A 19,617-nucleotide genomic window follows, 5' to 3' on the forward strand; every position below is an offset into this window, starting at 1 on the left:
TCGTCCTTATTGGGTTTCCAGTTCGCCGAGCAGCGCATCGATCGCGCTCGCCGCATCGGTCGCGCCGCGGGCCGCGCAGGCCGCGTCGATCGCCTCCGCGCAGCGCGCCAGCGTGCGTGTGTCGAACAGCGTGCGCAGCGGCAGCGCGAGCCCCCAGTGCAGGTTCGCCTGCGCGTGGGCCTGCGTCGCGAGCAGCGAATGGCCGCCGAGCAGGAAGAAATCGCCGTCGCGGCCGATCGCGTCCACGTGCAGCACGCGTTGCCAGATCGCGGCGAGCGCGCGTTCGGTGTCGGTCTCGAGCGCGACGTCGGCCGCGGCTTCACGCACCGGCGCGGGCAGCGCATGGCGGTCGCACTTGCCGTTCGGCGTCACGGGCAACGCGTCGAGTTCGATCAGTTGCGACGGCACCATGTAGGCCGGCAATTGCGCGCGCAGCGCGTCGAGCAGCGCCGCGCGGTCGAGCGGGCCCGCGTCGCCGCGTGCGACATAGCCGATCAACTGCTCGTCGCGCACGATCACGACCGCGTCGTTCACGCCGGGCGCCGCGCGCAGCAGCGCCTCGATTTCGCCCGGCTCGATCCGCTGGCCGCGCAGCTTCACCTGCGTGTCGACACGGCCGAGATAGTCGAGCGCACCGTCGGCGCGCCGGCGTGCGAGGTCGCCCGTGCGGTACATGCGCGCGCCCGGCACGAACGGATCGGGCACGAAGCGCTCGGCGGTCAGCGCCGGACGGCCGAGATAGCCGCGCGCGAGGCCCGCGCCCGCGAGATACAGTTCGCCGGTCGCGCCGGCCGGCACCGGCTGCCATGCCGCATCGAGCACGTGCAGTTGCAGGTTCGCGATCGGATGGCCGATCGGCACCGCGGCCGCATGCGCATCGTCGGGGCCGCAGGTCCAGTGCGACACGTCGATCGCCGCTTCGGTCGGCCCGTACAGGTTCACGAGCGTCGCGTTCGGCAGCAGTCGTGCGATCTTCGCGACGAGTTCGGGCGCGAGCGCCTCGCCGCTCGCGACGATCAGGCGCACGCTGTCGCACTGCGCGGCGGCCGAGAAATCGTCGAGATGCGCGGCGAACGCGGCGAGCATCGACGGCACGAAGTGCAGCACCGTCACGCCGTGCGCGTGGATCGCAGCCGCGAGGCGCGCCGGATCGCGATGGTCGCCGGGCGCGGCGATCGCGAGCTTCGCGCCGATCGCCAGCGGCCACACGAATTCCCACACCGACACGTCGAAGCCGAACGGCGTCTTGTGCAGCACGACGTCATCGCGCGTGAGCCGGTACGCGTGCTGCATCCACGCGATCCGGTTCGCGAGCGCGCCGTGCGTGTTGCCGGCGCCCTTCGGCTTGCCGGTCGAACCGGACGTGTAGATCAGGTACGCGAGCTGGGCGTCGTCGATCGTGGCCGTCACATCGGCAGCGCCGCTTTCGGCTTCGTCGGCGAGCAGGTCCGCTACCGTCAGCAGCTGCGTCGTGACGCCCTCGCCGAGCGCGGCCTCGACCTGCTCGCGCAGATGGGCCTGCGTGATCGCGACGGCCGGCCGCGCGTCGCGCAGCATGTAGGCGATGCGCTCGGCCGGATAGTCGGGATCGATCGGCAGGTAAGCCGCACCGGCCTTCAGCACGCCGACCAGCGCCATCACCATGTCGAACGAGCGCTCGACGCACAGCGCGACCGGCGTGTCGGGCTGCACGCCGCGCCGGCGCAGCGCGGCCGCGATGCGTGACGTGCTGACGTCGAGTTCGCGATAGGTCGCGCGATGCACGCCACCGTGAACGTCCGCGTATTCGAGCGCGATCGCGTCGGGCGTCGCCCGTGCCGCCTCGGCGAATTGCAGGTGCAGCGGCTGTTGCTGCGCAGCCGGCCATGCTTGGGCGGTGGCTTGCGCCTGCGCCAGTGCGTCACGGGTGGCTTCGTCGGCGATCGACAGCGTACCGAGCCGCGCATCCGGCGTGCGGGCCAGTGCATCGAGTGCGCACACGAACGCGCGGTGCCAGGTCTCCACCTGCCGCGCGTCGACGCGCGCAGTGTCGTAGCCGTAGTCGATCGTCAGTTCGGCACCGCTCTCGATCACGAGCGTCAGCGCGAAATCGGTCGATTCGATGCTGCGCACGTCGCTCAATGCGAGTGCGCGCGGATCGGCGTCGCGCGCCGACTCGTCGACCGGGTAGTTCTCGAACACGACCAGCGTGTCGAACAGTGCGCCGCCCGCGCCGCGCGCCCAGCGCTGGATGTCGGCGAGCGGCGTGTGCGCGTGCTCGGCGGCGGCCGCGTTCTCGCGTTGCAGCGCTTGCAGCCAGTCGGCCGCGCGTTGCTGCGGCGCGGGCGCCGTGATCACCGGCAGCGTGTTGATGAACAGACCGAGCACCGAATCGACGTCCGCGAGTGCATCGGGGCGGCCCGCGACGGTCGCGCCGAACGCGACGGCCGGCTGGTGCGTCATCCGCTGCAGCGCGAGCGCCCACGCGCCCTGTACCAGCGTGTTGACCGTCAGCTTCAGTGCGCGCGCCGTCTGTGCGACACGCGTCAGCGTGTCCGAATCGAGCGTCGCGCGCCACGTGACCATGTCGGCATCCGCGCGGTCGGCCGTGCGTTCCGCGATCAGCGTCGGTGCGTCGAGGCGTGCGAGGCGTTCGGTCCAGAAACGTTCGTCGGCGTCGCGGTCGCGCGTGCCGAGCCACGCGATGAAGTCGCGATAACGCAGCGCCGGGCGGCTCGCGAACGGCGACACGGCGTCCGGGTCGCGATAGTCGCGCAGCACGTCGGCGAGCAGGCGCGCGGTGCTCCAGCCGTCGAGCAGCACGTGGTGACGCGTCCACACGACGCGCCACGCGTCATCGGTCACACGGATCAGCGTGAGGCGCATCAGCGGCGGCTCGCGCCAGTCGAAGCCGCGTGCGCGATCGGCGGCGAGCCATGCGTCGAAATCGGCGTCGAACGTGTCGCCGCGCGTGCGCCAGTCGAGTTGCTCGACCGGCATTTGTGCGTGGCGATGTACGCACTGCAGCGGCGCGGCTTCGTCCGGCATCACGCTCGTGCGCAGGATGTCGTGGCGTGCGATCGACGCGTCGAACGCGGCCGCGAACCGGTCGGCGTCAAGTGCGGTCGCAGTCGCGACGAGCTGGTTCACGTAGCTGGCGTGACCGGGGGCGAACAGCGCATGGAACAGGATGCCCTGCTGCATCGGCGACAACGGATAGACGTCGTCGATCGTGCGCCAGTCGAGCGGCGTGCGCTCGATTGCGGCCTGCGTGAGCCCGGCGGCCTGCGCGAGCGGGAAATCGCCCGGCGTCGCGCCACCGCCGCGATGCGCCACGCGCGACGCGCAGGCGTCGACGAGTTCGCGCAGCGCCGCCGCGAAACGTTCGGCGAATGCGTCGATCGTCGCGCGCTCGAATTGCGGTGCGCCATAGACCCAGTGCACTTTCAGCGTGCGAGCGCCGTCGCGATCCGTGTCGAGGTACGCGTGGATCGCGAGCGTATTGCCGAGCGGCCCCTGCGGATCGCGCTCGACGCCGGTGCCGCCGAAGCGCGGCACGAGCGTGGCGTCGCGCGGCGCGTCGAACTGGCCGAGATAGTTGAACGTGACGCGCGGACGCGGCACGGCGGCCAGCGCCGCACGCGTCGCCGCAGCGCCGTAGTGCGCGAGGACGCCGAAGCCGAGCCCCTTGTGCGGCACCGCGCGCAGCGTGTCCTTCACCGCGCACAGCGTGTCGCTTGCCGTGGCCGCGATCGGCAGCGTCACCGGATAATGGCTCGTCAGCCAGCCGATCGTGCGGCTGGCATCCGTGTCGTCGAACAGCGCCTCGCGGCCATGCCCTTCCAGTTCGACGCGGCACGATGCGGCACCGCTCGTGCCGGCCAGCGCCAGGGCGAGCGCCGCGCCCAGCAGTTCGATCGTCTGCGTGCGGTAGGCCGCGTGCGCATCGGTCAGTGCCGCGCGGGTCAAGGCTGCGTCGATCGTCTGCACGACAGCGGCCGCATCGGCGTTCGTCGCCGCTGCGTCGGGATGATCGGGCACGATGTCGTCGCCCTGCGCCATGCCGGCCCAGTACGCGGCCTCGGCCGCGAACGGCGATGCCGGTTCCGTTGCCGCACGGGCGAGCCGTGCCGCCCATGCATCCGCACGCAGGCCCGACTGCGACAGTCGGACCGGTACGCGTTCGCATGCGGCACGATAGGCCATGTCGAAATCGTCGAGCAGGATGCGCCACGACACGCCATCGACGATCGCATGGTGAATCGCGAGATAGAGCTGCGTGGAGCCGTCCGGCAAGCGTGCCGCGCAGGCGCAGGCAAGCGGCCCGCGGCCGAGGTCGAGACGGCGCTGCAATGCGTCGAAGCGCGCGAGCGCGTCGGTTGCGTCGCGGGCGGCGACTTCGACGAACGGCAGCGCGTCGTATGGCTTTGCCGCATCGCTGGCGTGCCACGTACCGTCCGCGCCGCGCGCGAAACGCTGGCGGAACGCGTCGTGATGCGTCAGCAGTGCGTCGAACGCGCGCGCGAATGCGTCGGCGTCGAACGGCCCGCGTACGTCGAACGTGACCGACTGGTTCCAGTGGCCCGGATGCGGGATATCGAGCGCGAAGAAGCGCTGTTGGGCAGGCGTGAGGACCTGCGCCGTCACCGACGCGCCGGCAGCGGCTGCGACCGCAGGTTTCACGGCGGCAGCGGCAGTGACGTCCTCCGTCTTCGCGATACGTGCGAGTTCGGCGACCGTCGGGCCGTCGAACAGCTGCTTCGGCGTGAAGCGCACACCGCGCTTGCGTGCACGGGCGATCACCTGCAGCACGAGGATCGAATCGCCGCCGAGCTCGAAGAAGTTGTCGTCGCGGCCGACCTTCGGCGCCTTCAGCACGGCCTGCCAGACTTCGGCGAGCACCGTTTCGACCGCGCCCTGCGGTGCATCGCCGGAAGCAGTGACGACCGGCGCCGCTGCCAGTTCACGCAGCGCCGCGCGATCGATCTTGCCGTTCGCGGTCACCGGCAGGCGTGCGAGCGCGACAAATTGCGCGGGCACCATGTAGTCGGGCAACTTTGCGGCAAGCGCCGCGCGCAGGGCCGCCTCGTCGAATGTCGAACCGTCGCGCATCACGACGAACGTCGCGAGCCGCAGGCGGCCGTCGTGTTCGATCGCGAGCGTTTCGGCCTGTGCGACCGGGCCGGCCGCACGCACTGCCGCACTCACCTCGCCCGGTTCGACACGATAGCCGCGAATCTTCACCTGGTCGTCGATACGCCCGAGGAACGCGAGACGGCCGTCCGCGCGCAAGCGCACGCGGTCACCCGTGCGATACAGCCGTGCGCCGGGCGTGAACGGATCGGGCACGAAGCGCTCGGCGGTCTGCGCCGGGCGCCCCAGGTAGCCGCGCGCGACGCCCGGCCCGCCCAGGTACAGCTCGCCCGTCGCACCGGCCGGCACGCATGCGCCGAACGCGTCGAGCACCAGCGCGCGTGCATTCGGCAGCGGCAGGCCGAGCGGCACGCCGCTCGCCGGATCGCGCGCATCGGCGGCGATCGACGCCGTGTCGCAGGCAATCGCGCCGACGGTCGCTTCGGTCGGCCCGTAGTGATTGATCACGCGGCAGGCTGGCGCCAGCGCGGCCACGCGCGCGACGAGCGCCCACGTGAGCGTTTCGCCGCCCGTCACGAGCGCGTGGCGCGGCAGCACGTCGGCCGGCACACGTGCGTCGAGCAGCGCCTGCAGGTGGCTCGGCACGATCTTCAGCACGCCGACGTCGCGGCGGCGCATCTCGTCGGCGAACAAGTCGGGATCGAACGCGCACGCGGCCGGCAGCAGGTGCAGCGTGCGGCCCGCACACAGCGCGCCGAACAGCGTCGTGTGGCCGAGGTCGGCCGCGACGGTCGATACCATCGCGAACGACGCGTCCGGGGCGAACGCGAGTTCGTCGAGCATCCCCTGCACGTAGTCGGCCAGCGCGCCGTGCGACACGACGACGCCCTTCGGCGTGCCGGTCGAGCCCGACGTATAGATCAGGTATGCGCCCTGCTCGGGATGCGGTGCGAGGCGCACGCCGGTGGCGTGGGCGAGCGTCGCGTCCTGCGCGAGCGCATCGACGTCGAGCGGCTGTGCGTCGATGCCGGCAGGCCAGCCTGCGACATCCGCGACGAGCGCCCAGCGCGCGCCGCAGTCGGCTGCCGCCGCGGCCAGTCGCGCGGCGGGTTGAGCGGGATCGAGCAACACGGCGAGTGCGCCCGCCTTCAGCGCCCCGAGCAGGCCGACGACGAAGCGCGCCGAGCGTTCGATGCAGACGATGACGGACACTTCGGCGGCCACGCCGCGCTGGGTCAGCGCACGGGCGATGCGGTTCGATGCGTCGTCGAGTTCGGCGAACGTCAGCGACGCCGACGCGTCGGCGAGCGCGACGCGATGCGGATATGCGGCAGCCTGCCGCGCGAACGCGGCGACGACGTCGGCATGTTCGACGCGCAGCGCACGGCCGTCGCGCGGCTGGCGCGAGGCGGCCGATGCTTCGCACGGCAGCACGGCCGTCGTCTGGCGCGGATCGCGCGCAGCCGCACCGACGAGCGCCGCGTAGCTGTCGAGCCACGCCCGCGCGGTGTCGGCGTCGATGCAGTCGGTCGCATAGGCCGCGACGAGTTCGATGCCAGTCGCATCGTCGGTGAAATCCACGGCGAAATCGAAGCGTGCGGCGAGGTCGGGCCCCGGCGTGGCAACGGCCGTCGCGCCCGGCAGCACGCTGTCGTGCCGCGCGTCGAACTGCTGCGCGAATTTCACGCGCAGCCATTCGTCGCCGCGCTTGACCGGCGGCTTCACCGCATCGACGACGCGCTCGAACGGCACGTCCTGGTGCGCGACCGCGTCGAGCGCCGCGGTGCGCGTCGCATCGACGAGCGTGCGGAACGGCAGCGTCGGCGCCACGCGCACACGCAGCGCGACCGTATTCAGGAACAGGCCCAGCAGCGCTCGAGTTTCCGGGCGCTGGCGATGCGCGACCGGCACCGCGACGACGACGTCCGTTGCGCCGGTCACGCGCGACAGCCACGCGTCGAGCCCGGCCAGCAGCACCGTGAAGACCGTTGCCTGCGCGTCGCGCGCGAGTTGCCGCACGTCGGCCGCGACCGGGTCGGGCAGCCGCACCGACACGCGCGCGCCTTGCAGCGTGCGTGTGGCGCCCGGCTGGCGATCGACCGGCAGCGCAAGCGGGCCCGGCACGTCGCGCAACGCACCGCGCCAGTAGTCGAGCTGGCGCTCGCCCTCGCCGCCGGCCAGCATGTCGCGCTGCCAGTCCGCATAGTCGGCGTACTGGATCTGCAGGTCGGGCAGCGACGGCTCGCGGCCCTCGACATACGCGCGATAGGCGGCCGACAGTTCGTCGAACGCGCAGCGCGAGCTCCAGCCGTCGGTGATCGCGTGATGCGCGGTCAGCAGCAGGCGGTGGCGGTCGTCGGCGAGTGCGACCAGCGTCGCGCGCAGCAACGGGCCGCGGGCGAGGTCGAACGGCTCGGCCGCATCGCGCTCGGCGAGACGGGCGGCGTGCGCGTCCCGGGCGGCGGGCGGCTGGTCGCGCAGGTCGATGTCGGCGATCGACACCGGCAGATGGGTGTGAATGCGCTGCATCACGACGCCGTCGTCGTTGTCGACGAGCGTCGTGCGCCAGGCTTCGTGGCGGCCGATCACGTGATCGAGCGCGCGCTGCAGCGCGGTGCGGTCGAGCGTGCCGTCGATCGTCCAGTGTGCAGCGATGTGATACGCGGCGCTCGCATCGCGCGTTTGCGCGAGTACCCAGAAACGTTGCTGGGCGAGCGACGCGGCACGGTCGACATGCGGTGCGGTGGACACGGCCGCATCGGCCGGTGCACGGCGTGCGGAAATCGTGGCCAGCGGCTCGCCGGTTTCGCGTTCCGCACGATCGACCGCGTCGGCCAGTTCGAACAACGCCGGATCGGCGAACAGCGTGTCGAGCCGCAGGTTCACGCGCACTGCCGCACGGATCGCGGCTTGCAACTGCATCGCGGCGAGCGAATCGGCGCCCAGCGCGAAGAAACGGTCGTCGCGCGACGGCGTGACGTCGAGGCCGAGCAGTGTCTGCCACAGGCTGGCGAGCTGCTGTTCGGTCGGCGTGCGCGGTGCGTCGCCGCTGCCTTGCGCGGTGTCGCGCGCGGCGGCGATCGTCTCGCGCAGGGCGGCACGGTCGAGCTTGCCGTTCAGCGTATACGGCAGCGCATCGCACCGGACGAACCGGTGCGGCTGCCAGGCGGGCGGCAGTTGTGCGGCCACATGCGCTTTCAGGGCCGCGTCGTCAGTCGCCGCGCGCAGCGCGACACACGCGATCAGCCGCGTCGGCCCGTTGCCGGTTTCAGCAACCACGGCCGCGTCGGCCACGCCCGGATGCGAACGCAGGCACGCAGCGATTTCAGCGGGCTCCACTCGCACGCCGCGCACCTGGACCTGGTCGTCGAGGCGGCCGAGATAGTCGAATGCCCCGTCGTCGCGCAGCCGTGCGAGGTCGCCGGTGCGGTACACGCGCGCACCGGGTTCCCCGTCGGCATCGGGAATGAAGCGCTCGGCCGTCAGCGCCGGGCGGCCGTGATAGCCGCGCGCGACGCAGACGCCGCCCAGCAGCAGCTCACCCACGCCGTCGCCCTCGCCCTCGCCCTCGCCGCCGTCGACACGCGCGACGCGCGGCCCGATCACGCGGCCGATCGGCAGCGACGCATACGCATCGTCGGCGGCCAGCACGGGCGTCTCGCCCGGCTCGACCGGCCACAGCATCGGCGAGATCACGGCCTCGGTCGGCCCGTAGCCGTTGATCAGGCGTACCGACGGGAATGTACTGCGCACGAATTCGAACGCCTGCTGCGGCAGCGCTTCGCCGCCGAACGCGAGCACGCGCAGGGCCGGCGGCACGCCATCGCGTGCGGCCACCGCCGCGAATTCGCGCAGGTACGCGGGCGGGAACGCGGCCACGTTGACCGATTCGCTCACCAGCAACGCATGCGCGGCATCCGGCGCGAACGGCTGCGGCGGCGCCACGACGATGCTGGCGCCGGTCGCGAGCGGCGCGAGCCAGCATTCGTGCGCGGCGTCGAAATTGACCGACGCGAAATGCAGCAGGCGGTCGCCGGCCTCGATCGGCAGCGCGGCCGCGAGCGCGTCGCAATGCGCGGCGAGCGGCCCGTGTTCGACGACGACCGCCTTCGGCGTGCCGGTCGACCCCGACGTATAGATCATGTACGCGGCCGAACGCGGGTGGACGGGCACTGCTTCGTCATCCGCAACGATCTCCTGCCCGTCCGCCGCGCTGCCGGCCGCATCGAACGTGTGTTCGAACGGCGTGCCGAGCGCCTCGCGGCCGGCCGCGTCGGCGATCCCGTACCGCAACTGCGCATCCTGGACGATCCAGTCGAGGCGCGCGGCCGGATGACGCGGATCGAGCGGCACGAACACGCCGCCCGCCTTCAGCACGGCCAGCAGCGCGACGAACAGTTCGGCCGAGCGCTCGACGCACACGCCCACCCGCACTTCCGCGCCGACGCCGGCCGCGCGCAGTTGCCGGGCCAGCCGCGACGCCCGCGCGTCGAGCGCGCCGCGCGACAGGCGCAAGTCATTCTGGAAAGGGACCGCGATGGCGGGTGCGTCGGGCGCGACGCGCGCCAGTTCGCGGATTCGGTGATGCAGCGCAGTCGGGAAACTCGTCATGTGCATGAAGTCCTTCGGTCCGGCCGCTTCGGCCAAGTCTCGGGGCCGCTTGGGGCGGCTTCACTGGTGTGACGAACGGCGCGGCCGATTTTTTACCGTTTTGTGCGCAAAGCGCGTGCGGACGCTTTTTTTGAACGGGTCGCTAAATATTTGCGCGGCCCGTTCGTCTATCAGGGAGGAAAGCCGGAACGGGGCCGCGCCTCGCCCGCTGCTTTCGCGCCAGTTTTGCCGTTTCCGCGTTTTCGCTTGCCTTCCCTTTACCGACGTTGCCGATGACAGCCGCCCACGAGCCTTCTTCCCCGCCGTCCCTCGACGCTTCCCCCGGCCGCCCCGCGGCGCGCCTGATCCTTGCGCTGTTGCGCGAAAGCCGCGTGTCGCTCGCGCTGGCGCTCACCGCATGCGTACTGAACGGCGTCGCGAGCGTGCTGCTCGTCGCGACGCTGAACCGCGCGCTGTCGCAGCCGGGCGCGGCCGATGCGTCGCTCGCGTGGCGCTTCGCGCTGTGCGCGGTAATCGCACTCGTCACGCGGATCGTGTCGGGCACGCTGTTTGCCCGCCTGTCGCAGGACACGATGGCGCGGCTGCGCGTGCATCTCGCGCGGCGCGTCGGCGCGGCCGAGCTGCGCGACATCGAGCGGATCGGCGCGGCGCCCGTGCAGTCGGTGCTGACCGACGACGCCACCAACGTGTCGATGCTGTTCTTCGCGCTGCCGAACCTGGTCATGCACGGCTCGATCGTGTTCGGCTGCCTCGGCTACCTCGCGTGGCTGTCGTGGCCGGTATGCCTGCTCGCGCTGGCCGCGATCATCGCCGGCTCGCTCGGCTATCACACCGGCGACCGCCGCGCGATCGCGTCGCTCGAGGCGGCCGGCCAGGCGCAGGATCGCCTGTTCGGCTATCTCGGCTCGCTGTTTTCCGGTGCGAAGGAGCTGAAGCTGCACGATGAGCGCGCCCGCCAGTTCGTCGACGGCCAGCTCGGCGCCGCGATCGGCGAAGTGCGCGACCACCGCCGCCGCGCGTTCAGCGCGTACGCGGTCGGGGTCGGCTGGATCATCTTCCTGTTCTATGTGTTCCTCGGCATTGCGTCGTTCTGGCCGCAGCTCGGCGTGCATGCCGATCCGGCCGCGGCCGCCGGCTACGTCGTCGTGTTCCTGTTCATGCTCGTGCCGCTCGACGGGTTGCTGAACAACCTGCCGACCGTCAACGCGGCCCGCGTGTCGCTCACGCGGATCGAAGGCGTGATGGCCGAATTCGGCGCGCTGCGCACGGTGCCGCCCGCGTCCGACGCCCCCGACGTGCCGCCGGCCGGCGCCGTCACGCTGCGCGGCGTCACGCATGCGTACTTCCACGAACGCGACGAACGGATGTTCAGCATCGGGCCGATCAACCTGACGATCCAGCCGGGCGAGCTCGTATTCATCGTCGGCGGCAACGGCAGCGGCAAGACGACGCTCGCGAAGGTGCTGACGGGCCTCTACGAACCCGAGGAAGGCACGATCGAGGTCGATGGCCGCACGATCGGCTGGCGCGAGCGCGCCGCGTACCGGCAGCGCTTCAGCGCGGTGTTCAACGATTTCCACCTGTTCGATGCGCTGCTCGGCATCGTCGACCCCGACGATCCGTCCCGTGCGCAGGCCGATGCGCGTGCGAACGCGCTGGTCGCGAAGCTCGCGCTCGATCACAAGGTGAAGGTGGTGGACGGCGCATTCTCGACCCGCGCGCTGTCGACCGGGCAGCGCAAGCGGCTCGCGCTCGTCGTCGCCTATCTCGAGGACCGACCGTTCTACCTGTTCGACGAATGGGCGGCCGACCAGGACCCGTCGTTCAAGGCCGTGTTCTACGAGCAACTGCTGCCCGAGCTGCGTGCGCGCGGCAAGGCCGTGATCGTGATCACGCACGACGACCGCTACTTCGATCTCGCCGACCGTCTGTTGAAGCTCGACAACGGGCGCATCGTCAGCGATACGACGCCGGCGCGGTCTCGCGCGCAGGATGGTGTCGATGCGCTGAGCGCGTAATTCGACAGTCGATGGAAAAAATCGCCGACGCGCTGCAAGGGCAGTACGTCGGCGATTGTCGTTTCAGGAAGCAATGTGGCAGGCGCGTCGCGCGATCGGATCGCAGAACGCCGGGGTGATTCACCACGTGCCCCGTGCACAAGCGATGGCCGCCGCCGGCGAGCACGCCGCTCGACCGAAGCGCATCACATCGAGCGCGACCGCCGGCCACACGGCCAGGTCGAGCCGGATCAACGCGTGGCGCGCGCAAGCCGACCGCAACGCCCTGCCCGTCGAAGTCGAAGCGGCGTCATCCGCCGATCGACCGCCGCGCACTCGGCTCAACGCACGGCCGGCAGCTTCAGCATCGTATCGGTCATCACGTCGGCCAGCTTCAGCGCCGACATCGGTCCGCCGAACCCCCAGATATTGCGTTCGATCAGCGCGATCCGGTGTTCCTTCATCGCGGGCACGAAGCGCCACACCGGCGAATCGAGTTTCGCGGAAAGCGGCACGTCCATCCCCGACGCGGTCACGAACAGCACGGCCAGCTCGCGCTGCCTGAGCAAGTCGGCCGACGTCACGTACAGCGTGCCTTCCCGCGTCGGCTTCTTCGGCCACGGATCGAGCCCGAGCGCCCGCGCGAGCCCGGCCGACGTGCTGTTGCCGGTATAGGCCCAGTAGCGGTCGGGCAAGCCGAGATCCTGCAGCAGCGCGACGCGCTCGCCCTTGCGGCCCGCGGCCGCGAGCCGCGCCGCATTGCGCGCGATGCCCGCGTCGAGCTGCGCATCGACCGCCTGCGCACGCGCGTCGCGCCCTGTCACCGCACCGATCGTCCGAAAGATCTGCCGCATCCAGTCGAGCTGCGTGACCGGCACGCCGCCGTCCGACACATTCGGGCTGAACTGGAACAGGACCGTCGGTGCGATCCGGTCGAGCGCGTCGAAGATCGGCGCATGGCGGAAACCGACACCGATGATCAGGTCGGGCTTGACCGCCGCGATCGCCTCGAGCCCCGGCTCCTGGCGCGAACCGATATCGGTCACGTTCACGAGCCGTTCGCTTTGATAGCCGAGCCAGCCCGGATAGAACGCGGTATCGGCCATCCCGACCGGCACGAGGTCGAGCGCGATCACGCTCTCCGCGAACATGAAGTCGAGCGCGACCACGCGCTGCGGGCGCACCGGCATCGTCGCGCTCGCCTGCGACACGACGGGGTTACCGGCCAGCGACACCGCCCCCGGCGCACGCGCGCCCTGCGCGCGATGGGCGTCGAGGGTCGCGGCCATTGCGCCGGACGATGCGGAAAACGTACCGCAGCACGCGGCGCCAAGTGCCGCCGCGAGTGCGCCGAGCGCGTGCCGGCGGCCGGCATTCGTCACCGGATCGCGTCCTGCTCGGCCAGCGCCGCGTCGTCCATCGTCAGTAGCAGGGGGCAGCTTCCACACAGTTGCGTTTCTCCAGGAATTTCATAGCGCAGGCAGCACACGCGGCGCGCACGAAACGGCGTCGGCAGCAGCGCCGAGCGCGGTACGGCATCGCGCACGGGCACGCGCAGCGGATTCGGCTCGCCATGCACGCAGCTCGAACCGAACAGCCAGTCCGCATCGCGGACGGGGTCGGCCACGCTCGGCAGCGAACGATACGTATCGAGTAGATAGTCGAGCAGGTTGCCCGCGTTGCTCCACAGCACGCGCGGCGTGACGCGGCCCATCGCCGCGAGCAGGTCGATCACCGCGCCGAGATGCGCGACGAGCCCCGCATAGCGGGGCGCCGGATCGTCGCACGGCGTGCCGAGCGCATCGTGCGGGAAATACAGTGCAACGGGCATCCCGTCGTCGAGCGCGACGAACGTGCGCTCGGGCGACATGTCGAGCGGCCGGCCGAGCGTCAGCGCGGCGACGACGCCGGCCGGCGCCGCCCGGCCGAAATAGTATTTGCTCCACTGCGACATCAGCGCACGCGCATGCTGCGCCGGATCGCCGCCGTAATGGCCGACCATCGCGTCGAGGATTGCCTCGCGGTGATCGGGCAGCGTGCTGACGGGTACGACATTCCGGCCCGGCGCATCGTGCGCGTCGTCCGGCATGCCGAGCCAGACGACGTCGAGGTGTTCGGCGAACGGTTCGGGCGCGAACGTCGAAAAACGCGTGGCGCGCGCGCCGTCGAGCGCGGGCGTCATCGCCCGGCGCGCCGGGCGCGGCGCCCCTCGAGGATCAGCAGCCCGAGCAGGTACGGCGCGCCGATCAGCGCGGTCAGCACGCCGGCCGGCACTTCGCGCGGCGCGACGACCGTACGCGCCGCGAGATCCGCCACACCGAGGATCAGCGCGCCGCACCCGGCCGCGAGCCACAGCCGCGTCCGGTGCCGGCGCGCGCCGAGCATCGTCGCGACGTGCGGCGCCATCAACCCGATGAAGCCGACCGGCCCGACCGCCGCCACGGCCGCGCATGCGGCGAGCGTCGCGATCGTCAGCGCGAGCGGCCGCAACGCGGCCACCGGCAGGCCGAGCGCGGCGGCCTGGTCGTCGCCGAGCGCGAGCATGTCGAGCGGTTTCGCGAGCCAGGCGAACACGGGCACCGCGAGCACGCACCACGGCAGCAGCATCGACACCTCGCCCCAACTCCGGCCATAGGTACCGCCGACGAGCCACACGACGAAGCGCGCGGGCTGCACGCTTTCCTGCGTAATCAGCCATTGCGCGAGCGTGGTCCACAGCGCGCCGATCACGATGCCCGTCAGCGCCACCGCGAGCGGCGCATAGCGATGCCGGTGATTCAATGCGAGCGTGACTGCGAGCGACAGCCCGCCGCCGATCAGCGCGGCCGCCGCGAGCGTCACATGCCCCATCAGCGGCCACGTCGACAACGCGAACAGCGTGACGAGCCCCGCGCCCTGCGTGACGCCGAGCACTTCGGGGCCCGCGAGCGGATTGCGCACGACGCTTTGCATCGCGACGCCGCTCACCGCCAGCAACGCGCCGGCAAGCAGCGCGCACAACAGCCGCGGCATGCGCAGGTCGATCAGCATCCGCGCGAGCGCATCGTGGCCGGACAGCGCAGCCGACCAGCGCGCGATCGACAGCCACTCGCGGCCGGCCGACACGCCGACGAACACGATCAGCACGCCCGCCACGACGAACAGCGCCGTGCGCAGCGGCCAGCCGAGCCGTTCGAGCCAGCCGACGAGCCGCGTCGAGCCGCCGCCCGACGCGCGTTCGGCATCCGCGTGCAGCACGCCCGACCACGCGGCGCCGCGCCGGATCATCGCCAGCATCAGCGGCGTGCCGACCAGCGCGATCGCGACGCCGGTCGACAGCGTCGCGTCGAGACCCGACGCGAGCACCGCACTGTCGGTGACGAGCACGAGCGCACCGCCCGCGAGCGCCGACAGCGGCACCAGCACGCCGAGCCGTGCCGCACGCGCGCCGCGCACCTGGCGCAGCAGGTTCGGCGCGACGAGGCCGACATACGACAGCGGGCCCGCGATACTGACCGCCACGCTCGTGAACGCGACCGCGACGATCGTCGCGGCGAGCCGCGTCGCGTCGACGCGCACGCCGGCCGCGGCCGCCGCATCGTCGCCGAGCGTGAGCGGGTTCAGCGGCCGGATCACGAACGGCAACGCGACGAGCGGCACGACGAGCCAGCGCGCGGCGAGCGCGAGGCCCGTCGCGCCCGGCTGATAGAGGCTGCCGTTGGTCCACAACGCGGCGCCCGCGATGTTCTGCTCGAAGAACGCGAGCACGAGCGTCGACAGCGCCGCGAACAGCAGCATGCACACGCTGCCCGCGAGCACGAGGCGCAACGGCGTCGCGCGCCAGCCACCGGCCGCGACGATCGCGCAGGCGGCCGCGGCCAGCCCGCAGACGAACAGCAGCGGCACCGACGCGACGCCGGCCAGCGCCGGCACGAGCATCGCCGCGAGCAGGCCGAGCTGGGCGCCGCCCGTCACGCCGAGCAGGTCGGGCGACGCGAGCGGATTGCGCGTGAGCGACTGGAACAGCGCGCCCGCGATGCCGAGGCAGCCGCCCGCGACGAGCGCGGCCGCGACGCGCGGCAGGTTGAGGTCGAACAGGAACACGTGCGCGAGCGCGGCGGCATCGCTGCCGGGCACGGCGTCCCACCACACGCGCAGATCGGGGGCGACGCGCAGCACCGCGAGCGCGGCGATCAGCGCGACGAGGCCGAACGCGATCGCGCCGGCCCGGCTCGATGCCGTGCCCTTCCCCGCCGCCGCGAGGCGCTTGCGCATCGCGAACGTCGTCATACGGCGAGATCCCGGTCGAAGACGCCGGCCGCCTGCGGCACGCCGTCGGTCGTCGGCCCGTAGGCCGGCACGCACATCGGCGCGCCCGTCTGCGGATGCGAAAGCTTCAGCATCTCGACGCCGAACGCCGCGCGCAGCCGCGCCGGATCGAGCATCGCGTCGGGCGTGCCCTGCGCGACGAGGCGGCCCGCGCGCATCAGCACGATTTCGTCGCTGTACGCGGCCGCCTGGTTCAGGTCGTGCAGCACCCACACGATCGTCAGCCCGCGCGTGCGGTTCAGCGTGCGCAGCGCATCGAGGATGTCGAGCTGGTGATGGATGTCGAGATAGGTCGTCGGTTCGTCGAGCAGCACGATCGGCGCCTGCTGCGCGAGCGCCATCGCGATCCACGCGCGCTGGCGCTCGCCCCCCGACAGCGCACCGACGTCACGCTCCGCGTCGCCCGCGAGGCCGCTCGTTTCGAGCGCCTCGTCGATCGCCGCATGGTCGGCCCGCGACAGGCCGCGCAGGAAGCCGCCGTACGCATAGCGCCCGTACGCGACGAGCTCGCGCACCGTGAGGCCCGATGGAATCTGGTTGAACTGCGCGAGCATCGTCAGCTCGCGCGCGAGCGCGCGACGGCGAAACGCCGCGAGCGGCTGGCCATTGACTTCGACATGGCCGGCACGTGCAGGCTGCAGGCCCGCGAGCGTGCGCAGCAGCGTGCTCTTGCCGCAGCCGTTCGGTCCGCACAGCGCGGTTACGCGGCCGGCCGCGATCGACAGGTCCAGCCCGTCGATCACGACATGGTCGCGATACCCTACCGACAGCCCGCGCGCGGCAAGCGCGGCGGTACGACGCGTCATCAATCCTCCGTTCGGTCGCGCGGGACCGTATAACTCTGCGCCATCGCGACGACGACCTTGCGCGGCCCCTCGAACGGGTCGCGCGCATGCGCGGTCAGCATGTTGTCGAGCATCAGCACGTCGCCCGTGCGCCACGGGAACACGATGCGCTGCTGGTCGAGCACGCCGCGGATTTCCGCGAGCGCGTCGGCTTCGAGCGGTTCGCCGTCGCCGTAATACACGTTGCGCGGCACGTTCTCGAGCCCGACCGCGTCGACGAGCGCCTCCTGCATGTCGTCGTCGAGCGCCGACAGGTGAAACAGGTTCGCCTGGTTGAACCACACGCGCTCACCGGTGCGCGGATGCCGCGCGACGGCCTGGCAGCGTTCGCGGGTACGCAGCAGCAGCTCGCCGTCGTCGTCCGTGCGCCATGCGCATTCGATGCCGCGCGCCGCGCACATCCGCTCGACTTCGGCCGGCTCGTCGGTGCCGAACGACTGCTGCCACGGCAGGTCGAGCCCCTGCCCGAAATTGCGCACGTACAGCAGTTCACGTTTCTCGAAACGCGCAATCAACGCCGGATCGAGCGCGCGATAGACGGCGCGGCTGTCCGCGATCGGCGTCGCACCGCCCTTCGGCGCGGCGAGCGCGCAGTGGAACCAGATCCGCAGCGGCCATTCGCGCGTATAGGACTGCTCGTTGTGCAGCGGAATCGCGCGATGCGGCGGGTATTCGGTCGACGTGTAGACCGCGCCTTCGACCTGGCTGCGCGGTGTCGATGCGTATTCATAGCCGATCAGCGGATCGCCGAACGATGCCGCGAACTGCTGGAATGCATCGATCGACGGCACGTGAAAACCCGTGAACAGCACACCGCCCGCCCGTTCGAGCGTGTCGGCCGCGATCTCGCGCGCGAGCGGCGCGACGTCGTCGATCGACATCCCGTCACTGCCGCGCGGCGACACGACGGTGGGCAGCCCCGGCTCGATACGCAGGTCGTCGAGCGTCGGCAACGATAGCAGGGTCATGCAACGTCCTCTTCAGGTGGCGCGCCGGATCACGGCGCAGCGGGTCACGACGCGCGCGAGGCGCGCTCGTCGTCCATCGCGCGGCGCAGGCTCGCGGGGCGCATGTCGGTCCAGACGGTCTCGATGTGCGCGAGACAGTCGGCTTTCGGGCCGCTCACGCCGATCTCGCGCCAGCCGGCCGGCACGGGCCGGAACGTCGGCCAGATCGAATACTGTTCTTCGTCGTTGATGACGACCGTGTAGACGAGGTCGTCGGTGTCGGCGGAAGGCGTCGTGGCTTGCGTCATGATCGGAAATCGCTGAGGCGGTTGAAGGTGGCGAAGCGGCGGTTTCGGCCGCTCCTGTCTGATAGACGTTTGGCCGGCGCGGTTTTTTACCGGCGCCGTGCGCGGCCGCCCAGGAACACCGGGCACGCGACGCCGCGATGGCACGCGTCGAGGCATTCCGCGCAGTGGCGTTCCGCGTCGCGCACCATGAAATGCACGAGCGTCTGCGACACGTTCAGCGCACGCGCCGCGGTCTGCAGCGTCTCCTCGCGCAGCCGCACCATCTCGAACGCCGCACGGCTGCGCGCCGGCAGGTCGTCGAGCGCCGCCCACACGCGCTGCAGCGTGTCGCGTGTCAGCAGCGCGGCTTCCGGCGTCGGCTCGGGCGACGGCACGTCGAAGCCGTCGTCCTCTTCCGTGTGATAGACGTTCTCGAGGCTTTGCCGGCGGCATGCATCGATCGACGCATTGCGCACCATCCGCGTCACGTAGGCGACCGGCTGGCGCACCGCGTCCTGGTTCGGGAATTCGACGAGCTTCACGAACACGTCGTGCACGACGTCCTCGGCGCGGCTCGCGCAGCCGACGAAGCCGCGCGCGACATTGACGAGCATCGCGCGATGCGAGATCAGCACGTCCAGCAACGCGCCCTGCGCACGGGGCTCCGCGGTGCGGCGCGCACGCGGCGGCCGGTCGGGAAAACTGCCGAGGAACGGGTTTGCCGCTGCCGCCGCCGGTCGGTCGAGCACTTCCGCCATCGCCATCGATCTGCTCCGTCAAATTCCGAGATAGCGAAATTTAACGTAAACGCAAATCATTCTCAATACGATTACGAAATGACCCTTCCGGTTATCAGGATTTGTCTGAACAATCGGCGGAATCGTTGTCGGGGCAGATAGGACGCATGCCGCCGGTCGTGGCAGGCGGCGATCGATGCGTCTGTCCGGCGGATACGGCTGCCGCTGCGTTCACGGGGTTCTGACGAAACGCCTGGGCCGTCGTGTCATGTGCGGTAGCAACTTCTTACCACGTGAAATTTTGAGGGCCCGTACGATCGACGTGCCGTTTCCCCAGGGAGAACAACATGAAATCCATCGTGCTATCCGCTGTCATGCTGGGTGCGCTGTCGAGCGTGATGCTCACCGGCTGCGTCGCCTATCCGGCCCCGACCGAAGTCACGATCGGCTGGCATGGCGATCGTTACTGGGACGGAAATCGCTACTGGGAGCGCCACGACTGGGAAGCTCGGCATCCCGACGGGCATGACGACCGCCGGGACGATCGCCGGGACGACCATCGCGACGATCAGCGGCCGCAGTGGTAATGCGCTGCCGCTCCCGTAGCCCGCTATTCAACGACAGGACCTCAACATGAAGACGCTACTCAAAACCCTGACCGTCGCGGCGCTCGCCGCCGCCGTACTCGTGCCGGCGATCGCCGAAGCCCGTCCGCACCGCGTGTGTCACTTCGAGCATCACCATCACAAGGTTTGCCGCTGGGTGCGGTAAACGACAAGAGGCGCCGGGAAACCGGCGCCTTTTCTACAGGC

General features: G+C 70.9%; 11 protein-coding genes. 3 read left to right on the forward strand and 8 right to left on the reverse strand.

The genetic code is table 11. The annotated features are described in order from the left end of the window. Positions 1-6: 6 nt before the first annotated feature. On the reverse strand, positions 7-9,684 hold the full coding sequence (locus CFB34_RS15320) for a non-ribosomal peptide synthetase (RefSeq protein ID WP_089440399.1): 9,678 nt from the start codon (positions 9,682-9,684) through the stop codon (positions 7-9). 272 nt (positions 9,685-9,956) lie between these two features. Between CFB34_RS15320 and CFB34_RS15325 the strand changes: the two genes are divergently transcribed. Continuing rightward, a complete protein-coding gene (locus CFB34_RS15325) occupies positions 9,957-11,702 on the forward strand; it encodes a cyclic peptide export ABC transporter (RefSeq protein ID WP_089440062.1) in 1,746 nt (581 codons plus the stop codon). 320 nt (positions 11,703-12,022) lie between these two features. Here CFB34_RS15325 and CFB34_RS15330 read toward each other — a convergent pair whose 3' ends face one another. The 7 genes from CFB34_RS15330 to CFB34_RS15360 form a co-directional block, all read right to left on the reverse strand. After that, entirely contained in the window at positions 12,023-13,063 is a 1,041-nt protein-coding gene (locus tag CFB34_RS15330) for an iron-siderophore ABC transporter substrate-binding protein (protein ID WP_089440061.1), read from the reverse strand. Further along, a complete protein-coding gene (gene fhuF, locus CFB34_RS15335; RefSeq protein ID WP_089440060.1) occupies positions 13,060-13,863 on the reverse strand; it encodes a siderophore-iron reductase FhuF in 804 nt (267 codons plus the stop codon). Before fhuF ends, CFB34_RS15330 begins: the two co-directional genes overlap by 4 nt. Then, positions 13,860-15,950, reverse strand: coding sequence for a Fe(3+)-hydroxamate ABC transporter permease FhuB (gene fhuB / locus CFB34_RS15340; RefSeq protein WP_089440059.1), 2,091 nt, complete (start codon positions 15,948-15,950; stop codon positions 13,860-13,862). Before fhuB ends, fhuF begins: the two co-directional genes overlap by 4 nt. Next, positions 15,947-16,795: an ABC transporter ATP-binding protein gene (locus CFB34_RS15345; protein ID WP_089440058.1), complete on the reverse strand. Its 849-nt coding sequence runs from the start codon at positions 16,793-16,795 to the stop codon at positions 15,947-15,949. Before CFB34_RS15345 ends, fhuB begins: the two co-directional genes overlap by 4 nt. Next, positions 16,795-17,802, reverse strand: coding sequence for a TauD/TfdA family dioxygenase (locus CFB34_RS15350; RefSeq protein ID WP_089440057.1), 1,008 nt, complete (start codon positions 17,800-17,802; stop codon positions 16,795-16,797). Before CFB34_RS15350 ends, CFB34_RS15345 begins: the two co-directional genes overlap by 1 nt. Before the next feature lie 44 nt (positions 17,803-17,846). Beyond that, a complete protein-coding gene (locus tag CFB34_RS15355; protein ID WP_089440056.1) occupies positions 17,847-18,089 on the reverse strand; it encodes an MbtH family NRPS accessory protein in 243 nt (80 codons plus the stop codon). A gap of 86 nt (positions 18,090-18,175) precedes the next feature. Further along, on the reverse strand, positions 18,176-18,832 hold the full coding sequence (locus CFB34_RS15360) for an RNA polymerase factor sigma-70 (RefSeq protein WP_089440055.1): 657 nt from the start codon (positions 18,830-18,832) through the stop codon (positions 18,176-18,178). A gap of 320 nt (positions 18,833-19,152) precedes the next feature. Between CFB34_RS15360 and CFB34_RS15365 the strand changes: the two genes are divergently transcribed. Together CFB34_RS15365 and CFB34_RS15370 are read left to right on the forward strand one after the other, a co-directional pair. Next, a complete protein-coding gene (locus CFB34_RS15365) occupies positions 19,153-19,392 on the forward strand; it encodes a hypothetical protein (protein WP_089440054.1) in 240 nt (79 codons plus the stop codon). 46 nt (positions 19,393-19,438) lie between these two features. Then, a complete protein-coding gene (locus CFB34_RS15370) occupies positions 19,439-19,576 on the forward strand; it encodes an HHHH-motif protein (RefSeq protein WP_179243633.1) in 138 nt (45 codons plus the stop codon). Positions 19,577-19,617 lie beyond the last annotated feature (41 nt).

Source organism: Burkholderia sp. HI4860 (assembly GCF_002223045.2).
GTDB lineage: Bacteria > Pseudomonadota > Gammaproteobacteria > Burkholderiales > Burkholderiaceae > Burkholderia.